The sequence below is a fragment of the Bradyrhizobium sp. AZCC 1721 genome, assembly GCF_036924715.1.
Taxonomy (GTDB): domain Bacteria; phylum Pseudomonadota; class Alphaproteobacteria; order Rhizobiales; family Xanthobacteraceae; genus Bradyrhizobium.
Genome location: NZ_JAZHSB010000001.1, coordinates 4,809,477 through 4,833,033, shown reverse-complemented (window position 1 = coordinate 4,833,033; position 23,557 = coordinate 4,809,477). Strand labels below are relative to the sequence as shown.

General features: G+C 61.5%; 19 protein-coding genes and 2 pseudogenes. 9 read left to right on the top strand and 12 right to left on the bottom strand.

Features of this window, described 5'->3' with window-relative positions; translation table 11 throughout:
• Positions 1-40: 40 nt before the first annotated feature.
• The gene (gene egtB / locus V1273_RS23410; protein ID WP_334410976.1) at positions 41-1,291 is read right to left on the bottom strand and encodes an ergothioneine biosynthesis protein EgtB; all 1,251 of its coding nucleotides are present in this window, start codon (positions 1,289-1,291) and stop codon (positions 41-43) included.
• Between the two features lie 302 nt (positions 1,292-1,593).
• On the opposite strand from egtB, the gene grxD reads away from it, so the two are divergent.
• Genes grxD through V1273_RS23390 form a run of 4 tightly spaced genes read left to right on the top strand, consistent with a single transcriptional unit; the run spans position 1,594 to position 5,097 of the window.
• The gene (grxD, locus tag V1273_RS23405) at positions 1,594-1,932 is read left to right on the top strand and encodes a Grx4 family monothiol glutaredoxin (RefSeq protein ID WP_028349976.1); all 339 of its coding nucleotides are present in this window, start codon (positions 1,594-1,596) and stop codon (positions 1,930-1,932) included.
• Positions 1,929-2,483, top strand: coding sequence for an O-acetyl-ADP-ribose deacetylase (locus V1273_RS23400; protein ID WP_334384197.1), 555 nt, complete (start codon positions 1,929-1,931; stop codon positions 2,481-2,483). The genes grxD and V1273_RS23400 overlap by 4 nt, the downstream gene beginning before the upstream one ends.
• Before the next feature lie 42 nt (positions 2,484-2,525).
• Positions 2,526-3,809, top strand: a complete 1,284-nt coding sequence (locus V1273_RS23395; RefSeq protein WP_334410975.1) for a serine hydrolase domain-containing protein — start codon at positions 2,526-2,528, stop codon at positions 3,807-3,809.
• Entirely contained in the window at positions 3,790-5,097 is a 1,308-nt protein-coding gene (locus tag V1273_RS23390; protein WP_334410974.1) for a serine hydrolase domain-containing protein, read from the top strand. Before V1273_RS23395 ends, V1273_RS23390 begins: the two co-directional genes overlap by 20 nt.
• A gap of 11 nt (positions 5,098-5,108) precedes the next feature.
• Here the strand turns inward: V1273_RS23390 and V1273_RS23385 are convergent, their stop codons facing one another.
• On the bottom strand, positions 5,109-6,527 hold the full coding sequence (locus tag V1273_RS23385) for a GH1 family beta-glucosidase (RefSeq protein ID WP_442894105.1): 1,419 nt from the start codon (positions 6,525-6,527) through the stop codon (positions 5,109-5,111).
• Between the two features lie 268 nt (positions 6,528-6,795).
• Between V1273_RS23385 and V1273_RS23380 the strand changes: the two genes are divergently transcribed.
• Positions 6,796-8,382 (top strand): glycoside hydrolase family 17 protein, encoded by a 1,587-nt coding sequence (locus V1273_RS23380; protein ID WP_334410972.1) that lies wholly within the window; start codon positions 6,796-6,798, stop codon positions 8,380-8,382.
• Positions 8,383-8,407: 25 nt separating this feature from the next.
• On the opposite strand, the gene V1273_RS23375 is transcribed toward V1273_RS23380, so the two are convergent.
• The 5 genes and pseudogenes from V1273_RS23375 to V1273_RS23355 form a co-directional block, all read right to left on the bottom strand.
• Positions 8,408-9,475, bottom strand: coding sequence for a threonine aldolase family protein (locus V1273_RS23375; RefSeq protein ID WP_334410971.1), 1,068 nt, complete (start codon positions 9,473-9,475; stop codon positions 8,408-8,410).
• 41 nt (positions 9,476-9,516) lie between these two features.
• On the bottom strand, positions 9,517-10,662 hold the full coding sequence (locus V1273_RS23370) for an alpha-hydroxy acid oxidase (protein ID WP_334381623.1): 1,146 nt from the start codon (positions 10,660-10,662) through the stop codon (positions 9,517-9,519).
• Positions 10,663-10,778: 116 nt separating this feature from the next.
• Positions 10,779-11,398: pseudogene (gene rpsD, locus V1273_RS23365) on the bottom strand (30S ribosomal protein S4).
• 212 nt (positions 11,399-11,610) lie between these two features.
• Positions 11,611-12,390 (bottom strand): acyltransferase, encoded by a 780-nt coding sequence (locus V1273_RS23360; RefSeq protein ID WP_334410970.1) that lies wholly within the window; start codon positions 12,388-12,390, stop codon positions 11,611-11,613.
• 190 nt (positions 12,391-12,580) lie between these two features.
• Entirely contained in the window at positions 12,581-13,360 is a 780-nt protein-coding gene (locus tag V1273_RS23355) for an HpcH/HpaI aldolase family protein (RefSeq protein ID WP_334410968.1), read from the bottom strand.
• A 168-nt stretch (positions 13,361-13,528) separates the two neighbouring features.
• Between V1273_RS23355 and V1273_RS23350 the strand changes: the two are divergent.
• Positions 13,529-14,307: pseudogene (locus tag V1273_RS23350) on the top strand (ThuA domain-containing protein).
• A gap of 35 nt (positions 14,308-14,342) precedes the next feature.
• On the opposite strand, the gene V1273_RS23345 reads toward V1273_RS23350, so the two are convergent.
• Complete coding sequence (locus V1273_RS23345) at positions 14,343-15,239, bottom strand: LysR family transcriptional regulator (protein ID WP_334410967.1); 897 nt, start codon at positions 15,237-15,239, stop codon at positions 14,343-14,345.
• Between the two features lie 98 nt (positions 15,240-15,337).
• Here V1273_RS23345 and V1273_RS23340 point away from each other — a divergent pair, with 98 nt between their 5' ends.
• Both V1273_RS23340 and V1273_RS23335 read left to right on the top strand, forming a co-directional pair.
• Positions 15,338-16,501: a mandelate racemase/muconate lactonizing enzyme family protein gene (locus tag V1273_RS23340; protein WP_334381628.1), complete on the top strand. Its 1,164-nt coding sequence runs from the start codon at positions 15,338-15,340 to the stop codon at positions 16,499-16,501.
• A gap of 171 nt (positions 16,502-16,672) precedes the next feature.
• Positions 16,673-17,143, top strand: a complete 471-nt coding sequence (locus V1273_RS23335) for a GlcG/HbpS family heme-binding protein (protein ID WP_334363599.1) — start codon at positions 16,673-16,675, stop codon at positions 17,141-17,143.
• 111 nt (positions 17,144-17,254) lie between these two features.
• Here V1273_RS23335 and V1273_RS23330 read toward each other — a convergent pair whose 3' ends face one another.
• The 3 genes from V1273_RS23330 to V1273_RS23320 form a co-directional block, all read right to left on the bottom strand.
• Positions 17,255-17,815 (bottom strand): cytochrome P460 family protein, encoded by a 561-nt coding sequence (locus tag V1273_RS23330; protein ID WP_334410966.1) that lies wholly within the window; start codon positions 17,813-17,815, stop codon positions 17,255-17,257.
• Between the two features lie 81 nt (positions 17,816-17,896).
• Complete coding sequence (locus tag V1273_RS23325; protein WP_334368949.1) at positions 17,897-18,934, bottom strand: alpha/beta fold hydrolase; 1,038 nt, start codon at positions 18,932-18,934, stop codon at positions 17,897-17,899.
• A 70-nt stretch (positions 18,935-19,004) separates the two neighbouring features.
• The gene (locus tag V1273_RS23320) at positions 19,005-19,424 is read right to left on the bottom strand and encodes an organic hydroperoxide resistance protein (protein ID WP_334363597.1); all 420 of its coding nucleotides are present in this window, start codon (positions 19,422-19,424) and stop codon (positions 19,005-19,007) included.
• Positions 19,425-19,731: 307 nt separating this feature from the next.
• Here V1273_RS23320 and V1273_RS23315 point away from each other — a divergent pair, with 307 nt between their 5' ends.
• Entirely contained in the window at positions 19,732-22,572 is a 2,841-nt protein-coding gene (locus V1273_RS23315) for an ATP-binding protein (RefSeq protein WP_334410965.1), read from the top strand.
• A 92-nt stretch (positions 22,573-22,664) separates the two neighbouring features.
• Here V1273_RS23315 and murI read toward each other — a convergent pair whose 3' ends face one another.
• Positions 22,665-23,453 carry a glutamate racemase gene (gene murI, locus V1273_RS23310; RefSeq protein ID WP_334363594.1) on the bottom strand — a complete coding sequence of 263 codons (789 nt, stop codon included), beginning with the start codon at positions 23,451-23,453 and terminating at the stop codon, positions 22,665-22,667.
• Between the last annotated feature and the right edge of the window lie 104 nt (positions 23,454-23,557).

The following is a 23,557-nucleotide window of genomic DNA, read 5'->3' as shown; positions in this document are numbered from 1 at the left end:
CCTGAACGCGCTTTCCGGCGCGCTTCGATGATCGAAAATGTCAGGCGTAATCGGCGAGGCGTAACCCCGTGAATTGCCAGCGGTGGTGCGGGTAGAAGAAGTTGCGGTAGGTGATACGGCTGTGGCCGGCCGGAGTTGCAAGCGAGGAGCCGCGCAGCACGAGCTGATTGACCATGAACTTGCCGTTGTATTCCCCGAGCGCCCCCTCGATGGCGCGGTAGCCGGGGTAGGGGGAGTAGGAGCTGCGAGTCCACTGCCAGACGATGCCAAAGGCATCGTTGAGCTGGCCGGCGCGGGCGGCGACCTCCCACTCCATTTCGGTCGGCAGATGGCGGCCCGCCCAGCGGGCAAACGCATCCGCCTCGTAATAGCTGACATGGCAGACCGGGGCAGCCGGATCGATCGGCTGCAAACCGCCGAGCGTCATGATCCGCCACTCGCCGTCGACCTGGCTCCAGTGGCCGGGCGCCTGCCAGCCCTCGTTGGTCGCCGTGGCAAAGCCGTCCATCAGCCACAGCGTGGCCGTGCCGTAGCCGCCGTCCTGCATGAAGGCGAGCCATTCCGCATTGGTCACGAGGTTGCGGGCGAGCCTCACCGGGCCGACCAGGGCGCGGTGCGCGGGCTTTTCATTGTCGAAATGGAAGCTGTCGTCGGCGTGGCCCACGGTGTGGATGCCCTCGTTGAGGGTGGTCCACTCCTCTGCCGAACGGTGCGCTGTCGGGAGGCGCCAGGATGGATCGTAGGCCGGCGGGATCGGGTTCTGGGCAAAGGCGTGGAGGATGTCGGTCAGCATCAATTCCTGATGCTGCTGCTCGTGATTGAGGCCGACCTCGACCAGCGGGACCAGTTTTGTGAGGCGCTCCTCGCCGGCGGTCTGGAAGAATTTGACCACGGCGGCATCGACATGCCGGCGATAGGCGGTGATCTCGTCGGCGCTCGGGCGGGTCAAATGGCCGCGCTGGTGACGGGCGTGCCGTGGTCCGGCGCTGACATAATAGGAATTGAATAGAAACGCATAATCAGGGTGGAAGGGCTGGTAACCCTCGCAGTGCTCGCCGAGCAGAAATTGCTCGAAGAACCAGGTGGTATGAGCGCGGTGCCATTTGGCCGGGCTGGCGTCCGGCATCGACTGGATGAGCTGGTCCTCGGGGCTCAACGGAGCGGCCCGGCGCTCGGTCTCGCCGCGGACGGCCAGATAGGCTTCCACCAAATTCTGGGCGAGGGCGGCGGAATCCGAGAAAAGTGACGGGGCAGGGGCGGCGAACGCGGCGGCGGATACTGGTTTCGTCACAGGTATCTCCAGTGAAGGGAGAGAACGTTAGGCTGGCAAACTGGTTCCTGACGGGCAGTCCGTCCTAGATAGGGGTTCCGTTGCGGGAAAAAAGCCTGCCCGCGCTATGACATTAATGCTGTCATTCTATGGGCTGCGGTTGCCCGGGCGCCCTGAGGCGACCCCGCGCATGCCAGCTCTTCGCCATTTTACTTTGGATGAACAACGGTTTGGGCTACATATATGACAAGTATCCGGGTTACATGGACGAGCCGGCCCGTTACGCGACGCCGCAGGGGGCTGAGCCCCAAAAGGAAGCAAATATGAGCATCGAACAATTCATCGACAACGAAGTGAAGTCGAACGACGTCGTGCTGTTCATGAAGGGCACGCCGCAGTTTCCGCAGTGCGGTTTCTCAGGCCAGGTGGTCCAGATCCTCGATCACATCGGCGTCGGCTACAAGGGCCTGAACGTCCTGGAATCCGCCGAGCTTCGCAACGGCATAAAGGAATATTCGAACTGGCCGACCATCCCGCAGCTCTACGTCAAGGGCGAATTCGTCGGCGGCTGCGATATCATCCGCGAGATGTTCCAGGCCGGTGAATTGCAGCAGCTCTTTGTCGACAAGGGCGTCACCGTCAACGCGGCGGCTTCCGCCTGAGCGGGCTGGCGCGCCAGGTCGGCCAGGCGCGGCTGGAAGTCATTGTTGCCGACATCACCACGCTCCGCGTTGACGCCATCGTCAACGCCGCGAACTCGTCCCTGCTCGGCGGGGGCGGCGTCGATGGCGCGATCCATCGGGCGGCAGGACCTGAACTGCTTGCCGAGTGCCGCACGCTAAACGGCTGCGCGACCGGCGACGCCAAGATCACCCGGGGATACCGGTTGCCGGCCAGGCATGTAATCCACGCCGTCGGGCCGGTTTGGCACGGCGGCAATGTTGGAGAGGACGGGTTGCTCGCTTCTTGCTATCGGCGCTCCCTCGAACTCTGCCAGACCAATGCGCTCTCCTCTCTGGCATTTCCCGCGATCTCTACGGGCGTCTATCGCTTCCCTGCCGACCGTGCGGCGGGCATCGCCGTCGCAACCGTCGTCGATGGACTGGCCGCGGCGCCTGCCGTGACAAGGGTCATCTTCTGCTGTTTCTCCCCTGACGGCGGCCTGCTGCATGAACAGGCGCTGGCAGCCTTTGGCAGCCCTTGCGCCGACTGACGCCGCAGCTACACTCCTTTCCGAATTCTGGAGGGGGTTCCAATGAACTTGCGTCAAATGCTGCGCGCGCTTGCCTGCGGCGCGCTGATGCTGGCGGTTACGCCGCAAGTCCGCGCCGAAGGCACCTTCGACATTCCCGCCGGCGCGCGTTTCAACAAGGACAAGCTTACGAAGATCACCGAATTCTTCAAGAACGAGGTGGCGACCGGCAAGATCGCGGGTGCGAACGTCCTGATCCAGCAGCATGGCAAGCCGGTCTATCACGAAACCTTCGGCGTTCAGGACGTGGAGTCCAAGAAGCCAATCACTGACAAGACCATCTTCCGCCTGTTCTCGATGACGAAAGCGATCACGTCGGTCGTGGCCATGCAATTGATCGAAGACGGCACGATCAAGCTCGACGATCCCGTCTCAAAGTACATTCCGTCCTTCGCGAATGTGAAGGTCGGTGTCGAGAAGAAGGCCGAGGACGGCACCAAGACGCTCGAGCTGGTGCCAGTGAGCCGGCCGATGACCGTCCGCGACCTGATGGTGCATACGTCGGGGATCACCTACGGCTTCTACGGCGACACCCTGGTCCGCAAGGCCTATGCGGCCGCCAATATCTATGACGGAGATTTCGATCTGGCCGGGTTCGCCGAGCGGATCGCCAAACTGCCGCTGCACAACCAGCCGGGCGCGCTATGGCAATACGGACATTCCACCGACATCCTGGCGCGGGTGATGGAAGTCGCGTCGGGAAAATCCCTGTTCACGATCATGCGCGAAAGGCTGCTCGATCCGCTTGGCATGGTCGACACCGGCTTCTATATCATCGATCCGGAGAAGCAGAAGCGGATGGCACTGCCGGTACCCAACGACAGCAACTTTCGCGTCGGCCGCGACACCAACCCGACCAATGTCAAAAAGATCGAATTCGCCAGCGGCGGCATGTACTCGACGATGGCGGACTACCGCCGCTTTACGCAGATGCTGCTCAATGGCGGCACGTTCGAGGGTAAGACCTATCTGAAACCCGAAACGTTCAAGCTGATGACGACCGACTATGTCGGCCCCGGGTCTGGTGTCGAGCGGGACTATTTCTATTTCCCCGGGGACGGCTTCGGAATGGGCCTCGGCCTTGCGGTGCGCACCGATCCGGGCAATGCCAAGCCGCCGCCGCCGGGATCGCTTGGCGAATTGAAATGGGATGGCGCCAGCGGCTGCTATTTCGTGGTCGACCGCAAGCAGGACATGTTCTTCGTGCTGCTCGAGCAGACGCCGACGGAACGCCAGCGCATCCAGCGGACGCTGAAGCAGTTGGTCTATGAAGCGCTGGAGAACTGATGGCACCACGGCAGGGCGTTGCCTTGCTGCGGCGGTGCTTGTGGTTTCCCTGGTCGGCGGCCAGCCGCAGGAGGCGCGGGCCGAGCCGAAAATGGCAGCCGCGCCAACTTTTTCGCGAGCGGCCCTTGACCGGATTGGTGACTACGTTCGCAGCGAGGTCACGGCCGGCAAGATTCCCGGTGCGGTGCTTCTGATCCAGCAGCACGGCAAACCAGTCTATCTTGAATGTTTCGGCGTGCGGGACCCTGCGTCCAGCCAGCCGATGACGCCGGACACCATTTTCCAGATCTATTCGATGTCGAAGGCCGTCACCTCGGTCGCCGCGATGATGCTGATCGACGACGGGAAGCTGGCCCTCGACGATCCCGTGTCCAAATACATTCGTGCCTTTGCGGATGCGAAAGTCGGTGTCGATCTTTCCGATGAAGCAGGACAGTACCCGCTCAAGCTCGAGCCGCTGAAGCGCCCGATCACGATCAGGGATCTGCTGCGGCATACGTCCGGCATCACTTACGGCTTCTTCGGCGAAACCGCGGTGCAGAAACTCTATGCCAATCCAAGATTATACGCCGGCGACTTCGACAACGCTGAATTCGCTGACCGCATTGCGGTACTGCCGCTCGCCGATCAACCGGCAACGCGTTGGAACTACAGCCACTCGACCGACGTGCTCGGCCGCGTCGTCGAGGTGGTCTCGGGGCAGACGCTGTTTCAATTCGAGAAGCAGAGACTGTTCGATCCGGTAGGCATGTCCGAGACCGCATACTATGTCGCAGATGACGCGAAGTGGCCGCGCATCGCCCAGCCATTTCCCGTTGATCGTTTTCGGGTGGCCGGAATCGGAGACCCGACAGTGCTGCGGCGGTGGGAATCTGGTGGCGCGGGTCTGGTCTCGACGGCCGCCGACTATGCCCGATTCCTGCAAATGCTGCTGAATGGAGGTACGCTGGACGGCAAGCGGTACCTCAAGCCCGAGACAGTCGCGCAGATGACCTCGGATCAGATCGGTCCTGAAACCAGGATCATTCATGATCCCTTTTACTTTCCGGGCCCATCCAGCGGCTTCGGTCTTGGCTTTGCCGTGCGCACCTCACCGCCGCCAAACACGACATGGCCGCTCGGCGAATACCGGTGGGATGGCGCAGGCGGAAGTTTCTATTTTGTCGATCCGCAGGACGACTTGCTCGTTGTCTTCATGGTGCAGGCTCCGACGCAAGGCGGGCGAATTCAACTGGCGCTGAAGACGATCATGTACGAGGCGCTTGGGAAAGGTCTGCGCAAGGATTGACAATCGCCTGATTACGCCACGGCGTTTTTCGCGATCGTCTCGCGATAGAACGACGCGCTCAGCTTGGGCGTACGACGCTTGGAATCGAAGTCGACGTGGTAGATGCCGAAGCGCTGCTCATAGCCATCAGACCATTCGAAATTGTCCATCAGGCTCCACAGGAAGTATCCGAGCACGGGCACGCCCTCGGATGTCGCGCGCTGCAACTGCGTGAGATAATTGCGCAGATACATGATGCGGTCGACGTCGTAGATGGTTCCGTCCGGCGCCGGCTGGTCGCTCCCCGACGTTCCGTTCTCGGTGATATAGATCGACTTCACGTTCCAAAGTTTTGCGACATGACGCGGCACCCAATAGATGGCTTCGGGGCCGGGCCTGAGCCAGCTCGCTTTCATGTGCGGAAACGAGGCGGGAAACGGCGCCAGCGTGAAGCCGCGCTCGTTGTCGGCGGCAACGACATAGTGGTCCGGCATATAGACGTTCAGCCCGACGAAATCGATCGGGGATGAAATGACGCTGAGATCCTCAGCGGTGAATTTCGGCGCGTCTTGGCCGGACCGCGCCAGATACGCCTCAGTATATTTTCCTTCGAGGATCACGGTCAGGTAGCCCGCGTTGAGCTCGCGCGTCGCCATCTCGGCGGCGCGGATGTTGGCTGATGTTTCGATGGCGGGGATGCAGCTCACGGCATTCTCCGCCGGACCGACCTTCGTTCCGGCTCGGCCATGGGCGCGGATGGCCTGAACGGCGAGACCATGTCCCAGCGCAACATGGTGACGGACCTGGTTCAATCCTGATTGAGGCAGTTTGAGGCCGGGCGCGTCGGCGCCGAGGCCGTGGCCGAGATGAACGAGCCTGGAGCATTCGTTGATCGTGAAGAAATGCCTCACGCGATCACTCAAGCGGGCAGTGACATGGGCGGCGTAATCCGCGAATGCCTTCGAGGTGTCGCGCGAAGTCCAGCCGCCGAAGCGATCCTGCAGCGCCTGCGGCAGGTCCCAATGGTACAGCGTCGCAAACGGCTCGATGCCGTTGGCCAACAATTCGTCGACAAGGCGGTGATAAAAATCGAGGCCCTTTGGATTTGCCGGTCCGGTCCCATCCGGGAAGACGCGCGGCCATGCGATCGAGAATCGATAGGCTTTTGCGCCCAGCGACTTCATGATCTCGATGTCTTGCTTGTAGAGACGATAATGGTCGGTCGCGGTGTCGCCATTGCTGCGATCGGAAATGGTGCCGGGCGTGTGGGCAAAGCGGTCCCAGATCGACGGCCCGCGGCCGTCTTCGTTGACCGCGCCCTCGACCTGATAGGCCGAGGTCGCCGTGCCCCACAGGAAGCCGCTCGGGAAATCCGACGACGGACGCTGATTCTGTGTTCCGGTCGCCTGATTCGATTGCGCCGTGCTGGATTTGGCTGACAGCATCGACATGCCAAGAGCCGACCAGCCCGCAAGTCTGCCAAATTGTCGCCGGGAAAATCTGTTGAATGCCATCATTTCACTCGTCAGGCGCGATCAATTTTGCGCAAACAAAGCTCACTCTTGAAGGGCTCAATATCGCCGCTTCCGTGCTCTCGCGCAATTGTACACATGGCGCGACCAGCGGGTCGACATGCCTGGCGCGCAGGGCTAAACAGGCACATCCATTCGTCCTATTAGGGGAGCAGGACCAATCGGCTTTCGCACGCCGCTGGCGCTTTTGTTTCTATCGCTCGGCATCGTTGTCGCGGTGTGGTGGTGGCTGGCCACGCCGGTAGCGCTGACGCGCGCGCCGATTGATGATGCATCGAAGCTGGAATGCGTTTCCTACGCGCCGTTCCGCAACGATCAGACGCCGCACGATCCGACGCTCATCGTCAAGCCGGAGCAGATCGCGGAGGATCTGCAGGAGCTTGCCAAGGTCTCCAAATGCATCCGCACCTATTCCATCGACAACGGGCTGGACAAGGTGCCCGAGCTTGCGTCCAGGGTCGGATTGAAGGTTCTGCTCGGCCTGTGGATCGGACGTGATCGCGCGAAGAACGCGCAACTCGCCGACATTGCGGTCTCGCTGGTGAAGGATCATCCCGGTACGGTCGCAGCGCTCATCGTCGGCAGCGAAGTGCTGCTGCGCGGCGACATGACCGTCGGCGACCTTCGCCAAACGATCCAGTCGGTCAAGCCGCGCGTGGACATTCCGGTGACCTATGCCGATGTCTGGGAATTCTGGCTGCGCTACCGCGAGGTAGGCGCCGATGTCGATTTCGTTACCGCCCATTTCCTGCCCTATTGGGAAGACGTTCCCCCGCGCGCCGAGGATGCGGCCGCGCATATAGATGAGATACGCAAGCAAGTGGCGGCAGCCTTTCCCGGCAAGGAGATTTTGATCGGCGAAACCGGCTGGCCAAGCCACGGGCGGATGCGCGACGGCGCGCTGGCGTCCCGCGTCAACCAGGCACGTTTCATTTCCGAGATTCTCGAGCGAGCACGGCGCGATAACTTCCGCGTCAATTTGTTCGAGGCCTATGACGAGCCGTGGAAGCGCCGCTGGGAAGGAACGGTGGGGGGCTATTGGGGACTGTTCGACGGGGCCGAACGCAAGCTGAAATATCCGGCCGGCGTGGCCATCAGCAATTACCCGTTCTGGAAGCTGCAGATGGCAGGCGGGCTGCTGCTTTGCCTCTGTGTATTCGCAGTTGCCGGGTTCACGCGGAAGCGCCAGCAGGCCGCGGCGCCGTTGACATCGTGGGCCGCGGTCACCGCATCCGCGACCGCTGGCGGGATCTTGCTGGGCATCAGCATCGACAAGATGCTCCAGGAAAGCTACGGGCTCGGCGGTTGGCTAGTTCAGGGTTTTCTGCTGACGGCGGCCGTGACAGCGCCGCTGCTGGCCACCTACGCGCTGATGTCGGGGCGGGGGCTTCCGGCGTTTCTTGAAGTGTTGGGGCCGCGCAAGAGCCTGACCCCATTGTTCATGAGCAACATACTGGGCGTGACGCTGATCGTGACGACGCTGATTGCCGCGCAGACCGCGCTCAGCCTGATATTCGACGCGCGCTGGCGCGATTTCCCGTTCGCCGCCCTGACCATGGCCGTGGTGCCGTTCTGGACATTGGCGTTTCTCAACGGATCGAAATCCGGCGAGCGGCCGCTCTCTGAGGCCGTGTTTGCCGGACTCTTCGCTTTGGCGGCGATCTATATCGTCCTCAACGAAGGCTTCCAGAACTGGCAGGCCATGTGGACGGGCGCGGTGTATCTGCTGCTTGGCAGCGCGTTGTGGCGGGCGCGCACATCAGCCGTTGCCTAAGTTCACGCCCTCGGGCTGATGCTTCTTACGCGCTGCGTACGATCTCGCGGACCAGCCCGACAGTCTCCTCGATCATCGCAGCACTGACGTCGAGATGCGTACAGGCGCGAATGCGGCCGTCCATCATCGCGAGCAGCACGCCGCGCTTGCGCAAGGCTTCGACCATCTTGTCGCCGGCGATGCCGGCTCTGTCAGGCTTGAAGAACACCAGGTTGGTCTCAGGCTCTTGCACCTCGATGCCGTCGATCTGCGACAGCCCCCGCGCCAGCGCACGCGCATTGGCGTGATCGTCGGCGAGGCGGTCGACGTGATGGTCGAGCGCGTAGACGCAGGCCGCGGCACAAATGCCGGCCTGCCGCATCGAGCCGCCGAGGCGCTGCTTCCAGCGCCAGACGTCGTCGATGAAGGCGCGCGAGCCCGCAATCACGCCGCCGATCGGCGCGCCGAGGCCCTTGGAGAAATCGATCCAGGCTGAATCCCAGCCCGCGGCCATGTCGCGCGCCGATATTTTCGTGGCGACGCAAGCGTTCAACAGCCGCGCGCCGTCCATATGGGTGATCAGCCCATGCGCCTTGGCGATCTCGACGATTTCATCCAGCGCCGCCTTCTTCCAGATCGTGCCGCCGCCGATATTGGCGGTTTGCTCGACGCTGACGACGGTCTGCGGCGGCTGGTAGCGCGAGCGCGGGTGCAGCGCGGCGCGGAACGTTTCGGGCGTGAATTGCCCGTCATCGCCCCGCAGCGGCATGATCTGGAATCCGCCGAGCGCTGCATGCGCGCCGCCTTCGCGGGCAATGATATGCGCGGTGGCATGGGCGAGGATTTCATCGCCCGGCCGGCAATGGGCGAGAGTGGCCGAGACGTTGCACATGGTACCTGACGGCATGAACACGGCGGCTTCCTTGCCGAGCAGGTCAGCCACGCGCTCGCAAAGCAAATTCACGGTCGGATCGTCGCCAATCTGCTCGTCGCCGACTTCCGCCCGCGCCATAGCCTCGCGCATCGCGGGCGTCGGCCGCGTCTGGGTGTCCGACAGCAGGTTGATGCGGATGGGATCGGCCTTGGGATCGCGCGGGGCAGGGGTGTAGTGCATGGCAGTTTCTCGTCTCTTTTGACTTGATGGCGGGACAGAAATTATCTGAACCGCAGATTTTCGCGAGAGAGCTGATTGATCGCTGTGCATCCCATCAGCTTCATTCCCCGCTCGAGTTCCGACCGCATCAGGTCGAGAGCCCGCTCGACGCCGGCCTGGCCGGCCGCCGCGAGAGGATAGAGATAATAGCGTCCGACGCCTACGGCCTTGGCTCCAAGCGACAATGCCTTCAAGACATGGGTGCCCCGCTGAATTCCGCCGTCCATGATCACGTCAATTCGATCGCCGACCGCGTCCACGATTTCGGCCAACTGGTCGAATGGCGCGCGGGAACCGTCCAACTGCCGGCCGCCATGATTGGACAGCACGATGCCGGTGCAACCAATCTCGACGGCGCGCCTGGCGTCCGCCACCGACATGACGCCCTTCAGGCAGAATTGCCCGCTCCATAGCCGGACCATTTCAGCCACATCGTCCCAGTTCATCGAGGGGTCGAGCATCTCGGTAAAATACTTGGAGATCGACAGCGCGCCGCTGCCCATGTCGACGTGCTGGTCCAGTTGCGGAAGCTTAAACCGCTCATGCGTGAGATAATTGATGCCCCAGGCCGGCTTGATCCCGAACTGATACATCCCGGCAAGCGTCAGCCGAAATGGAATCGAAAAGCCGGTGCGCTTGTCGCGCTCGCGGTTGCCGCCCGTGATGCTGTCCACGGTGAGCATCATCACCTGGACGCCGGCTTCTTTCGCACGTTGCATCATCGCGCGGTTGAGACCGCGATCCCGGTGATAGTAGAATTGATAAACCTGCGGCGTGTCGTGCGCCTGACGCAGTTCCTCGAGGCTTACCGTGCCGAGCGAGGATACGCCGAACATCGTGCCATACTTCGCCGCAGCAGCGGCGACGGCGCGTTCGCCGCTATGGTGGAACAGCCGTTGCAGTGCGGTCGGAGAGCAATAGATCGGCATCGCGAGCTTCTGGCCCAGCACTGTCACCGACATATCGATGTTTTCGACGCCGCGCAGGACATTGGGTACCAGGTCACAACGCTCGAAACTTGCGGTGTTCCGGCGATGGGTCACCTCGTCGTCAGCCGCGCCATCGATGTAATCGAAGATAGGGCCGGGCAGCCGTCGCCGGGCCAGCCTGCGGAAGTCATGAAAGTTGTGGCAGTCGCGCAAGCGCATGTTGGACCCGCATTGATTCAGCCCACGGCGAGGCTCGGCGTTGAGACGACGCATACTCGCATACAAAAAGGCCCCGGCAAAACCGGGGCCTTTGATATCTCGTAACTGAAAACCGATCAGCGCGAATAGAATTCGACGATCAGATGCGGCTCCATCTGAACTGCGAACGGCACGTCCGACAGCGCGGGGATGCGGGTGAACTTCGCCGTCATCTTGGAGTGATCGGCTTCGATGAAGTCGGGCACATCGCGCTCGCCGAGCTGGCTTGCTTCCAGAACGGGAGTAAGCTGCTTGGAGGATTCCTTGACCTCGACGACGTCACCGGGCCGGAGCTTGTAGCTCGGAATGTTGACGCGGCGGCCGTTCACCTTGATGTGGCCGTGGTTGATGAACTGGCGCGCGGCGAACATGGTCGCGACGAACTTGGCGCGATAGACCACGGTGTCGAGACGGCGCTCCAAGAGGCCGATCAGGTTCTCACCGGTGTCGCCCTTCATCTCCGGCCGGCCTCGACATAGACGCCGTGGAACTGGCGCTCTGAAATGTTGGCGTAGTAACCTTTGAGCTTCTGCTTGGCGCGGAGCTGGACGCCGAAGTCGGACAGCTTGCCCTTGCGGCGCTGGCCGTGCTGGCCGGGGCCGTATTCCCGGCGGTTCACGGGGCTCTTCGGGCGGCCCCAGATGTTCTGGCCCATACGGCGATCGATCTTGTATTTCGCCTCACTGCGCTTTGTCATCGCGTCCTCTGCTTAAGAGTTTGAGTGTTGAGGAAACGCGCCCTCCTGTGCCCCGGGGTTGCCGGGGCCGACAGGTCCGCCTCGAAAGCTCGGGGAGGACCACGGGTCGCGAAACGCATCGCGGGCCGAAACCGGCCCGCGAGCAAGCGGGTTCTTAGGGAGAAACCGCTGTTCTGTCAACGAACAAGGGACCTCACGGAGACCGGGAGCCGTCAAGTCGCGACCGCGCGGACCGGTTTGGGTTCGGTTTGCTGCCGATTGGCCCGCAATTCGGCTGATATTTCGCCGTTCAGTACCTGTTCCAGCCGGTTCAACGCTTTGGCCATCGGGGCGGCATCGGTAATCCGGTGATCCCAGCGCAAGACGATATCGATGGTCTGGTCGGACTTTTCCACCCCATAGCTCAGGACAAAGGGTCCGGGGCTGATGGCATGGAGCTGGCCCGCGCCATAGGCGGCCACCGAGGTGACCCCAAAACTACCGAAATAATTGGCCCGCTGGCGGCCGAAATTCAGCCCGACCGCCCAGAACAGCCGCCGCAGCGGCAGCGGCAGCCGCGTGGTTCGCAGGATCTTCCGGAACGCCGGCACCTCATCGATCGGCGCCACCTTGGCGTGCCGGATCAGGGCGTCGACCTCGGCAAGCGGCATTTCGTCGGGCGCGGCGACCTTTTGTGGCAGTACGCAATCCTGGCCGTTCTCGACCCGGGCGATCGCCACCATCGCGACGCTGCGGGGCAGTTCGTAGAAGGCCGGCATAGGCCATTTGACGTAGAGGGTGCGCAGGATCGGCTGTTCCTTGGCCACCAGCGCGAAGGCCTTGACGAAAATCGCGGCCCAGCCCGGCCGCTGAGCGGCCTGCGCGCGGGCTTCCTGCAGGGCTCGAATATTGAGGGGACGCGAGAGCGAAACAAAGGGCACGCGGTTCGAGGCGTGCATGAGGTCGGCGACCAGACGGCGCGGTAGTGTGATTTTTCGAACCGTTCCGCGCATCGCTCCGCCCGCGTTTCCGCAATAGATCAATCAAAAAGCCGGCAGGCCGCCCCCGCGACCTGCCAGCACCTCATCTAGCACGAACAAGGCGTTTTGACGCCAGAAGGTTCGAATCCGGATCGCCCCGTTGGCGGCGCCGTGCCCCCGAGGAACCCCGAGAACTTTGAAGGGCTTGCCGCCGTCTCGGCACCTATCGCTTGATCCCTTCAAGGCTTGCCGCGATGCCGCGCTGGAACAGCGACCAGTCGAAGCCGAGCGCCAGCGCGACGTAGCCGCGGTCGATCATCTTGTTGGCTTGCTCGGCCGTGCGCGCGACGCCGCCGATTGGTACGCCACTTCTGAGGATGCCTTCCTCGGCCCGCTTCATCAGCGCCACGACCTCGGGATCATCGGGCAGGCCGCGCTTATTGATGGAGGTGGCGAGATCGCCGGGGCCGATCACGGCGACATCGATGCCAGGCGTCGCCATGATCTCGTCAATGCGCTCGACCGCTTCGACATGCTCGATGGTGACCATGCAGATCATGTCGTCGTCCGCGGTCGCCATGTAATCCGCCATCGACACGCCCCAGCGGAACGGCGCATGGAACGGGCCCCACAGCCGGTCGCCGTTCGGCGGGTAGCGCACGCTGCGCACGGCTTTTTCGGCCTCAGTGCGGCTGCAGATCATCGGAAAGTTGATGCCGAGCGCGCCAAGGTCCATCGGCGCTTTCGCCAGCCAGGGCTCGTTGGCGGCTATCCGCACCATCGGTACGCAGGGCGTGCCAGAAGTCGCCGTGATCATCGCATGCGCCGAACCGAGATCGATCGGGCCGTGTTCCAGGTCGACGATGATAAAGTCGATCTCCGAGCGCGCCATGATCTGCACGGTCTGGATCGAGGGGATGGTCGCGATCGCGCCGAAGGTCGGGCGCCCCTCCCGCCACGCCTGGCGGAGGCGGTTGAGCGGCGCAGGCTTTGCGGTGGTCAAGCGGAAACTCCCTGCTGAAATGACCGACTGATCATTAGGCGAGGGGACCATAAGGTCAAATTCACCGCTTATCGAGCCACATTGTTTCTGCGCCTTGCCATCATTTCAGACGCCAGAGGCGGAGCAACGCCAGCGCTGGTCCTATTTGTGCTAATCTTTTTTCAGCACATGATTGCCTATGGTTTTGCGGAGCGGATTGTGAGGCGACGTGAGTTCATCGCGCTCCTTGGCGGCGCGGCGGCAGCGCGACCACTCGGTGCGCATGCGCAGCGCCCGAAAGCGCGCGTCCTCTATTTCACTCACTCTGCCGGCTACCGGCATCAGGTCCTGCCGCTTTCCAAGGCAATCCTGACTCAGCTCGGAAGCAATTCGGGTACCTTTGAGGTCATTGCAACGGAAGACCCGTCTGAATTTTCGACCGAAAACCTCGCGCGCTACGCCGCGGTGATGTTCTTCACATCCGGAGAACTTCCGATGAGCGACGCACAAAGGATGGCTCTTCTCAACTTTGTGAGTTCGGGCGGTGGGTTCATCGGTGTTCATTCAGCGACGGACACATTCTACACGTGGCCGGACTATCTCGATCTGGTCGGCGGCTACTTCAATGGTCATCCCTGGCATCAGGCCGTGACCATCAAGGTGGTTGATCCCAGCGACCTCTGGTGGCGTTTCTCGGGAGTTCATTCCAGATCGAGGACGAGATCTACCAGATCAGCGACTTCGACTATCGTGGATCAAGTGTGCTTCTGCGCCTTGACCCAAACTCGGTGGACCTCGGCAAGAGCGGCGTGCATCAGCGTTTCTATGGTTGGCCTCTCGCATGGACCCGCCTCTACGGCGAGGGGCGCGCATTCTATACGGCGCTGGGCCACGAGCCGTCAGTCTGGCAGGACTTCCGCTACCAGCGGCTCCTCACCAACGCTATCCTCTGGTCGATGCGAAAGTAACGAGCGAGTATCGACACGACCGCCGCTCATTGCTTCTATTGGGCCAACGCATGCCACAATTCGTCTGCTGCGTGATTGCGACAGTCGGGCGATCTGAATAATCTGATCTCTATCGGTATGTCGAACTGCGGTGGCCCCGCGCCAACGAGCCGTCCCTGTTCCAGATCGTGTTCTGCCAATGTTCGCGGAAGCCACGCGACCCCGTGGCCTTCGCGCGCCATCGTCATCAGCGTCGCGGCGAGATGTGAGGTAAAGCCGGTCTCCATTTGCGCGATCGCATCCCGGCTCATCTGATAGGCGGAGAGGATCCGGCCAAGTCCGGAGGCATGGCTATACGCGAGGAGGCGTGTCGGTCGAGCCGATGTGCCCGAGAGCGGCCATGCAGGCCGCCCGTCGGAATAGGGCGCGCAGAGCGGGACCAGACAATCATCGCCGACCCGCACGCTCTGGAAGCGGTCGGGTTCGAAACGCGTCGGCACCTCTGGATGATAGTGACACAGCAGGAAATGCACCTCTCCGCCGAGCATGATCTCTTCGCAAGCTTCCATGCTGTCCGAAACCAGGTTGAGGGCGCCGAGGGCCTCAAAGCGCAGGTGGTTCCGAATCCATTCGGGGAAAAACGTGAAGGAAAGCGCGTGCGTTGCTGCGATGGACAGAGCGATCGTATTTCGCTCGCCCACCGATCGGGTATCGCGTCGCGCCCTTTCCAAACCACGGATCATGTCGGCAGCCAGCGGCTGAAAGTGCTGGCCGGCTGGCGTCAAGCTGGCGCCTTGAGCGCCCCGCACGAAAAGCGGAGTGCCGATCCAGTCCTCAAGCGCGCGTATGCGCCGGCTGAAAGCCGGCTGTGTTACGTTCCGCGCGTCGGCTGCGCGCGAGAAGCTCTTCAGTTCTGCCAGCGCCAGGAAGTCTTTGAGCCAGTCGAGATCCATGTCGATGCCGTTTGCGCATAACGCGAACCGATCATGGCATTGGCCAATCCGCCCGTCCAGAAGTACCCATCGAAGCAGATCGCCCCAAGGAGAACATCATGCGCATCATCGACGTCTGTGAGATCACCAAGCCGATCTCGTCGCCCATCCGCAACGCCTATATCGACTTTTCGAAGATGACCGCGAGCCTCGTCGCTGTCGTGACTGATGTCGAACGCGATGGTCGCAGGGTCATTGGCTACGGCTTCAACTCGAACGGCCGGTACGGCCAGGGCGGTCTCATCCGCGAGCGCTTTCGCAACCGCATTCTGGAAGCAGACCCCAAAAGCGTCCTCAACCCATCCGGTGATAACCTCGATCCGCACAAGCTCTGGGCGGTAATGATGAGCAACGAGAAGCCCGGCGGTCACGGCGAGCGTTCAGTTGCGGTCGGAACGCTCGACATGGCGGTCTGGGACGCGACGGCCAAAATCGCGGGAAAACCGCTGTTCCGGTTGCTCGCTGAGCAAAAGGGGCGCGAGGCCAACCCTCGCGTCTTCGTCTACGCCGCCGGCGGCTACTACTACCCCGGCAAGGACAATGCGGCGCTGCGGGCAGAAATGCGCGGATATCTCAATCGCGGCTACAACGTCGTGAAGATGAAGATCGGTGGCGCATCCATTGACGAGGATCAGCGCCGCATCGAGGCGGTTCTGACCGAGATCGGCTCCGAGGCCCAACTGGCTGTCGACGCCAACGGCCGTTTCGACCTTCAGACCGGCATCGCTTATGCCAAAATGCTCCGCCAGTATCCGCTGTTCTGGTATGAGGAGGTCGGTGACCCCCTCGACTATGCCCTTCAGGCAGCGCTCTCGGAATTCTATCCCGGCCCGATGGCTACCGGCGAGAACTTGTTCTCGCACCAGGATGCGCGCAATCTTCTGCGCTACGGTGGAATGCGCCCGGACCGCGATTGGCTGCAGTTCGACTGCGCCCTGTCTTACGGCTTGGTCGAATATCTGCGCACGCTCGACGTGCTGAATCAATTCGGTTGGTCGCCGTCCCGCTGCATTCCGCACGGCGGCCATCAGATGTCGCTTAACATCGCAGCAGGACTGGGGTTGGGCGGCAATGAGAGCTATCCTGACCTCTTCCAGCCGTACGGCGGCTTTCCGGATGGGGTGAAAGTCGAGAACGGTCACATCGTCATGCCCGAGCTTCCCGGAATCGGGTTCGAGGGCAAGTCGGACCTTATCAAGGTCATGCGCGATCTGGCTGAGTGAGCGTAACGCGATCTGCGGTGTCGTTGCGATCCTCGCCATCTCCGACGAGGCAGGGTGCAAGCTCCGCAGCGATGTCCGCAATTATCATTCGGCGAGGGACCATAAGGTCACATCGACGTTTTCATCCGCCCGGGTATAGTCCCCTGCACAATAAACCTAAGGGAGGAGACAATGATGAGGACAATTCTGGTCGCCGCTGCACTCGTCGCCCTTGCCACCGGTGCATCCGCTCAGGACAAGCGCCCTGACTACGGCACCGCGGTCAATGCCGCAGGTGCGAAGAAGATCGCAGCCGGCGTCCTCGCCGAATGCCAGAAGAACGGGTGGAACGTGGCTGTCGCTGTGGTCGATAATCACGGATTCCTCGTGTACTTCGAACGAATGGACAACACGCAGACGGGCAGCATGGACATCGCCGTCGGTAAGGCGAGGTCCGCGGCGACCTATCGGCGCCCGACACGCGTTTTCATGGAGGCGATCAACAAGGGCGGGCCGGCCACGGCCACGCTTCCCGGTGTCTTCGCCTCGCCGGGCGGATTGCCGATCATGGTCGATGGCAAAGTCACTGGCGGCGTAGGAGTGAGCGGCGTCACCGGCGACCAGGACGAGCAATGTGCCAAGGCCGGACTCGGGACTACATAAGGAATTGCATCCTGCACCCCGGCGTACAAGCGCCGGCACGGTTCTGTTGTACCCCGTGCCGGCCGGTAGACGCATCGCTCCAAACAGCGGCGACGAACGGCATGCTGCAAATCAGCGAGCAAGCCTCGTAAAGACAAAGTCGTGGCCCTTCGCGCGGGCTTCATGGCAGGCAAAACATGTGCGGTGTTGAGCCTCGTCCACCGGCTTGCCGTCTACAAATCGGCCAAATCCCCATCCACCGGTGGCTGCATATTTGTGCGAATCTTTCACCATGATCTGGACCGTCGTGGCGCTTCCGGGAATCGACGCCGATGCAAACTCGGGGGACTGAACACGCTTCCAAGCCAGCTTGACGAGAACGGTGCCGTCAGGGAACGGCAGCTTTCCGTCACCATAGGCATCGATTGCGGTCTTGTTACCAACGACGGCTCGAAGTTCATCCAGGGGGGCCGCCTCTTCGGCCGGAGCCACCAGCTCCCAGCGCCTGTATCCCGAGGGAACGGTGACGCCGAAGATCGGTGACGCATCTGCGGTAACACTCGGTTCTTTCACTGGTTCCTCCGCGGCAACGATTGCCACAAGGAATGGCACGCATGTGAGCAGAACGGCGATGAGAGCCACTGCAAGCACGACCACGGTTCGGTATGAAGGAAATACTCTTCTTTCGGGCATCGTCGACTTCCATCATGTCCCATCAAGCTGAAAAGGGGGTATCTCGGTTCAGCCAGGCTGAACCGAGGCGCTCAAAGACCTTCAGGCTCCATCTGCATCGATGACGGCTTTGGCAAATGCCTTCGGCGCTTCTTGAGGCAGGTTGTGCCCGATGCCTCCCTTTATGAGGCGATGTTCATATCTGCCCGAGAATTTGCCGGCATAAGCACTTGCCTCGGGGTGAGGTGCGCCGTTGGCATCACCTTCGAGCGTGATCGTCGGTACAGTAATAATCGGAGCCGTCGCTAGCCGGTTCTCGATGTGCTCATACTTTCCTTCGCCTCGGGCGAGCCCGAGGCGCCAGCGATAATTGTGGACCACGATCGCCACATGGTCCCTGTTGTCAAAGGCCACGGCGCTTCGATCGAATGTAGCATCATCGAAATTCCATTGCGGGGACGCGAGCCTCCAAATCAGTTTTGCGAAATCATGCCGATACTTGTCATATCCGACACGGCCGCGCTCGGTCGCGAAGTAGAACTGATACCACCATTGCAATTCAGCCTTGGGCGACAACGGAACGTTTCCAGCAGCCTGGCCTGAGATCAAATAGCCGCTGACGGAAATCAGCGCCCTGCAGCGCTCAGGCCACAGCGCCGCGAGGATGTCGGCCGTTCGCGCGCCCCAGTCGAAACCGGCGATGACCGCCTGCTTGATGCCGAGTGCATCCATCAAGTCGATGACGTCGATGGCCAATGCTGCAGGCTCGCCGTTGCGCATTGTTTCCGCGGAAAGAAACCGCGTCGTACCATAGCCACGCAAATAGGGAATGATCACGCGATAGCCCGCCTCGGCGAGCAGGGGTGCGACGTTCACGAAGCTATGAATGTCGTAAGGCCAGCCGTGGAGGAGGATTGCCACGGGGCCGGTAGTCGAGCCCATTTCTGCATAACCGACATTCAAGACGCCGGCGTTGATCTGCTTGAGCGTACCAAACGACGTGTTCGTGTCCGTCTTCAATCCGGACGATCGTGAAAAATCCGCTTCGGCACTGGCCCCGATAACGCCGAGGCCGGCAGCGACGGTTGCTGCTGCGACGCCCAAAAATTGGCGCCGATGATGGTCGGTAGTATGATTCATGCTGCTTCTGCCTTTTGGATGGTTGGTGGTGGTCCGACTGACGACATCGGCCGGATCGGTGAAGAACTTGTCAGAGGAGGTCGATGGTGACGTTGAGATTGCCGCGGACAGCTTTGGAGTAAGGACAGGTCTCGTGTGCTTCGTTGATGAGATCGCGTGCAACGTCGCGATCGAGCCCCGGCAGGCTGACATTGAGACGTGCTCTGAGGGAGTAGGCGCCAGCGGCCAGGATCAAGTCGATCTCCGCATCGATCGCGCACTTCTTGGGAAGAGGGATTTTCCTCTTTCGGGCCGCGATTTCCATGGCGCCTTCGAAGCAGGCCGACCAGCCGGCGGCGAACAACTGCTCCGGATTCGTGCCGACACCTGCGCCACCGGGAGGCGAGAGCCTCACATCCAGACGGCCATCGCAACTACGGGACACGCCGTCCTCCCGTCCCCCGGTGGTATGGGTCCGAGCTGTGTAGAGCACTTTTCCGGATGGGGGCATGACGGTCTCCTTCACAACAACAGCAACCTTCGGCGAGGCGCCCAATTGCCCTAGCAGCCGTCCCGGCAGGACGCCCGTTTACGTTTGTGAGAAGTTGTGAGACCCGTTGCTGCTACGAAATTTCTCGCGGCGGGACGAACTGACGCACACAAGCATTAGCGCTGCGTGAGAATCCACCACCCGATCCCCTTGCTGGAACCCGGCTTGCGGTAGGTCTGCATGTGCGTTCTGATCTCGATGCAAAGGCGATCTTGCTCGATCGCGGTCCGCTGGCTATCCGATGCGTTGAAATCGAAGAGATTGCGCAATGACCAAGTTGACCGAGCCCGCGCCGGGGGCGCTATCGTTCGGGCCATTTACCGTGAGGCCTCATGAGAGACTTCTGACACGTGACGGCGTCGCACTGACGTTGGGGGCCAGAACTTTCGATGCCCTGATCGCCCTTGTGTCGCGTCCCAATGAAGTCGTGAGCAAATGGGATCTGATGGCCTGCATTTGGCCTGGCGCCACCGTAGAGGAAGCGAACCTGCGCTTTCATATCGCTGCGCTCCGAAAGGCATTGGGTGATGGCAAGAACGGCGCGCGTTACATCACCACCTTGTCGGGACGAGGCTATTGCTTTGTGGCGCCGGTCTCGCAAACGGCGCTCCCGGCGCCTGGGCGCTCGGCGCCGAAAGTGGAAACGTCATCCGCCAAGCTGCCAAATCGGCTCCAACGGATGGTTGGGCGGGCAGATGCGGTCGTCGCGCTTTCAGAGAAGCTCATCGCTTCACGCTTTGTCACGATCGTCGGTCCGGGCGGCGTGGGGAAGACCGCCGTTGCGGTGACCGTCGCTCACGATTTGCTTGAGAATTTTTCCCATGCCATCCACTTCGTGGATCTTGGCGCTCTCAGCAATCCCGATCTCGTGACCACCTCGCTCCTGCTCATGCTTGGATTGCCAGTTCAGGCCGACGATCCGGTGCCGGCCCTGCTTGCCCATTTGCACGACAAAAAGATGCTGCTGGTTCTGGACAATTGCGAGCACGTCATCGCTGCTGTCGCGCCCTTGGCTGCGAGAATATTTCAAGCCGCGCCGCTGGTTCACATTCTGGCTACAAGCCGGGAATCTCTAAGGGTTGAGGGCGAGCAGGTCTATCGATTGGCGCCTCTTGCCGTTCCGCCGGATGTCCCCGGCCTGACTGCCGCTGTTACCCGTAACTATCCCGCGGTTCAACTGTTCCTGGAGCGCGCAACAGCCGGTGGTGCACGCATCGAGCTCAACGATTCCAATGCTGCGATTGTCGCTAACATTTGCAGGAAGCTAGACGGCATGGCGCTGGCGATCGAGTTGGCCGCAGGCAGGGTCGAAGCCTACGGCTTGCAGCAAACCGCGGAGCTTCTGGATGAGCGCCTGAGCCTGCTATGGCAGGGTCAGCGGACCGCTCTGCCGCGGCAGAGGACATTGCGAGCCACGCTGGATTGGAGCTACGAACTCTTGTCCGATCTTGAGCGCCTCGTGCTCCGCAGGCTCGCGATCTTCGCCGGGCATTTCACGATCGATGCGGCGCTTGAGGTTGTGCCGGACGAATGCGTTGACCGATCCGTTCTGTTTGACGCCATCGACAGCCTTGTCGCAAAATCGATGGTCGCACCACGTCCCATCGGCGCCATGATGCGCTATCGCCTCCTGGATACCACGAGAGCTTACTTGCTTGAGGTGCAGATCAACGACGCCACGCTCGCCGCCCGCCATGCCACTTACTACCGACGCTGGATGGAGCATGCCGGTGAAAAATGGGAGACATTGCCGAGCCCAGACGAACGAGCGATTCACTTTTCAGCCCTTCACAATGTGCGCGCTGCGTTGGAATGGTGCTTCGGCGCCGACGGCGACATCCAGATTGGCATCGGGCTTACGGCTGCGGCGGCACCCATCTTTCTGGCGATGTCGCTCCTTGTCGAATGTCGCCGCTGGTCGGAGCGGGCTCTCCTGTCGATAGATTATCTCCCACGTGGCAGTGTCGACGAAATGCACATCCAGGCGGCCTTAGGACTGACCCTGATGTTTACGCTCGGAAGTAGCGAAGCCGCGCGCGCGGCGTTGAGCAGGAGCCTCGAGATTGCCGAGGAGCGTGGTGACGACCTGAACCAACTCCAACTGCTCGGCCGGATGCACATCTTCCACGAGCGCATGGGGCAGTTCGATGCCGCCCTGCGATATGCGCAGCGGAGCCTGGTGGTGGCCAAAGTCCTCAGAGAACCTGCCGCTGTCGCTCTGGCGCATTCCTTGTTGGGGGTCTCGCTCCATCTGGCTGGTCATCATCGCGAAGCGCTGAAGATGCTTGAAGTCGTGTCGGAGGGGCCCGGTACGGAACGGATCAGCACGTTTTATGGCTTCGATCATGGAAATCGTGCCAACATAACCCTCGCGAGGGAACTCTGGTTGCAGGGCCACCCCTCGAACGCACTGCAACTGGCGCGGCAGACTGTCGCCGAGGCCGCACAGATGGATCACCCCATAACGCTATGCATTGCGCTGATCTGGGCGGTCTCCATTTTTCTTTGGACCGGAGATCTCGAAACCGCGGAAGAGAGTATCGATCGATTCATCGCTCTCGCCCGGTCGAGATCCCTTGGGCCTTACCTTGCGGTAGGGAAAGGCGTGAAAGGCGAACTGGCTGTCCTGCGGGGTAATGCCAAGGACGGTGTGCAGACGATAATGGGCTGCCTTCAAGAGCTGCGCGAAGCAGGCTATGAACTGCTCACCACGACTTTTAACATTGCGCTGGTTCAAGGTCTTCTGTCACTCGGCCAATTCGAGCAAAGCGCAGTTTTGATCGATGACGCGATAAACCTGGTCAACCAAAACGGAGATCGCTTCTACATGCCCGAACTGCTGCGAATGAAAGGGAAGGCCTTGCTTTCCCTGCCGCAGCCGAAAAGCGATGACGCAGAGAGCTGTTTCATGGAATCGCTCGAACTTAGCCGTCGTCAGGGTGCGGTAGCTTGGGAGTTGCGGACCGCGATCGATCTTGCGGAGCTTTTCGCTGCGCGCGACCGACGCAAAGAAGCAAGACTATTGCTGCTACCCGTGCTCGAGAAATTCGTGGAGGGCTCGGATACTGCGGATATCAGAGCCGCCAAGCAACTGCTGGAGATATTGTGAAGGCCGCAACGCTCCACTTACCCGGATGGCTATTGTCCGCGGGCGCCAGGTTTCGTTCAACTGATTTTGAAAATATGCGCCAACGGGTGACGCTACGCCGGCACGCGGCCGCCGAAGAACGGCATCAGCGCCCGGCTCAGCGTGTGCGGTCGGTTGGACGTGAAGATCATCTCAGCTCCGACGTCATCGCTTTGCCGGCCTGGCGACCCCAGCAGTTCGGACACGCGCCGGGCGATCGCGGGTGCTGGGTCGATCCAGTCGACCGGCCACGGCGCAAGCTTGGTCAACCGGTCGAGCAACAGCGGAAAGTGGGTGCAGGCCAGCACGACGGTGTCGGTGCGATGCTCGCCACTGCCGACAAAGCAGGGGGCAAGCTCCGCCGCAATATCCTCGTCGCGCACGTCGTTGCCGCTGAGTGCGGCTTCGGCAAGGGAAGCCAGCTCTGCCGATCCCACCAGCGTCACTTCGCAGCCCTGCGCGAAGTCGTCGATCAGGCGCCTGGTATATTCGCGCTTGACGGTGCCCTTGGTGCCGAGCACCGAGATGCGCTTGGTCTTCGAGCTGGCACAGGCCGGCTTGATCGCAGGCACGGTGCCGACGAACGGCACGCTATAGGCGTTGCGCAGGTGCGACATCACGAGCGTGGAAGCGGTGTTGCAGGCAATCGCCACCAGGGCAGGGGCGTGGCGTGTGATCAACTCGCCGACCAGCGGCACCACGCGGGCGATGATCTCTTCCTCGCCGTGATGGCCATAGGGAAAGAACGCGTCGTCGGCGACATAGACGTAGTGCGCATCGGGCCGGGCACGGACGATCTCGCGCAGGACCGTGAGGCCGCCAAGGCCGGAGTCGAAGATGAGGATTTTCGGCGGTGATGACACGCTGCGACCTTAGCCGATTTGCGGTTACCGTTAGGTTGCTTCGAGGGTGCCGGCGGGAGTCACGGCGGTTGTGACAACTTGGAACCACCTAAATCGGCTTGGCA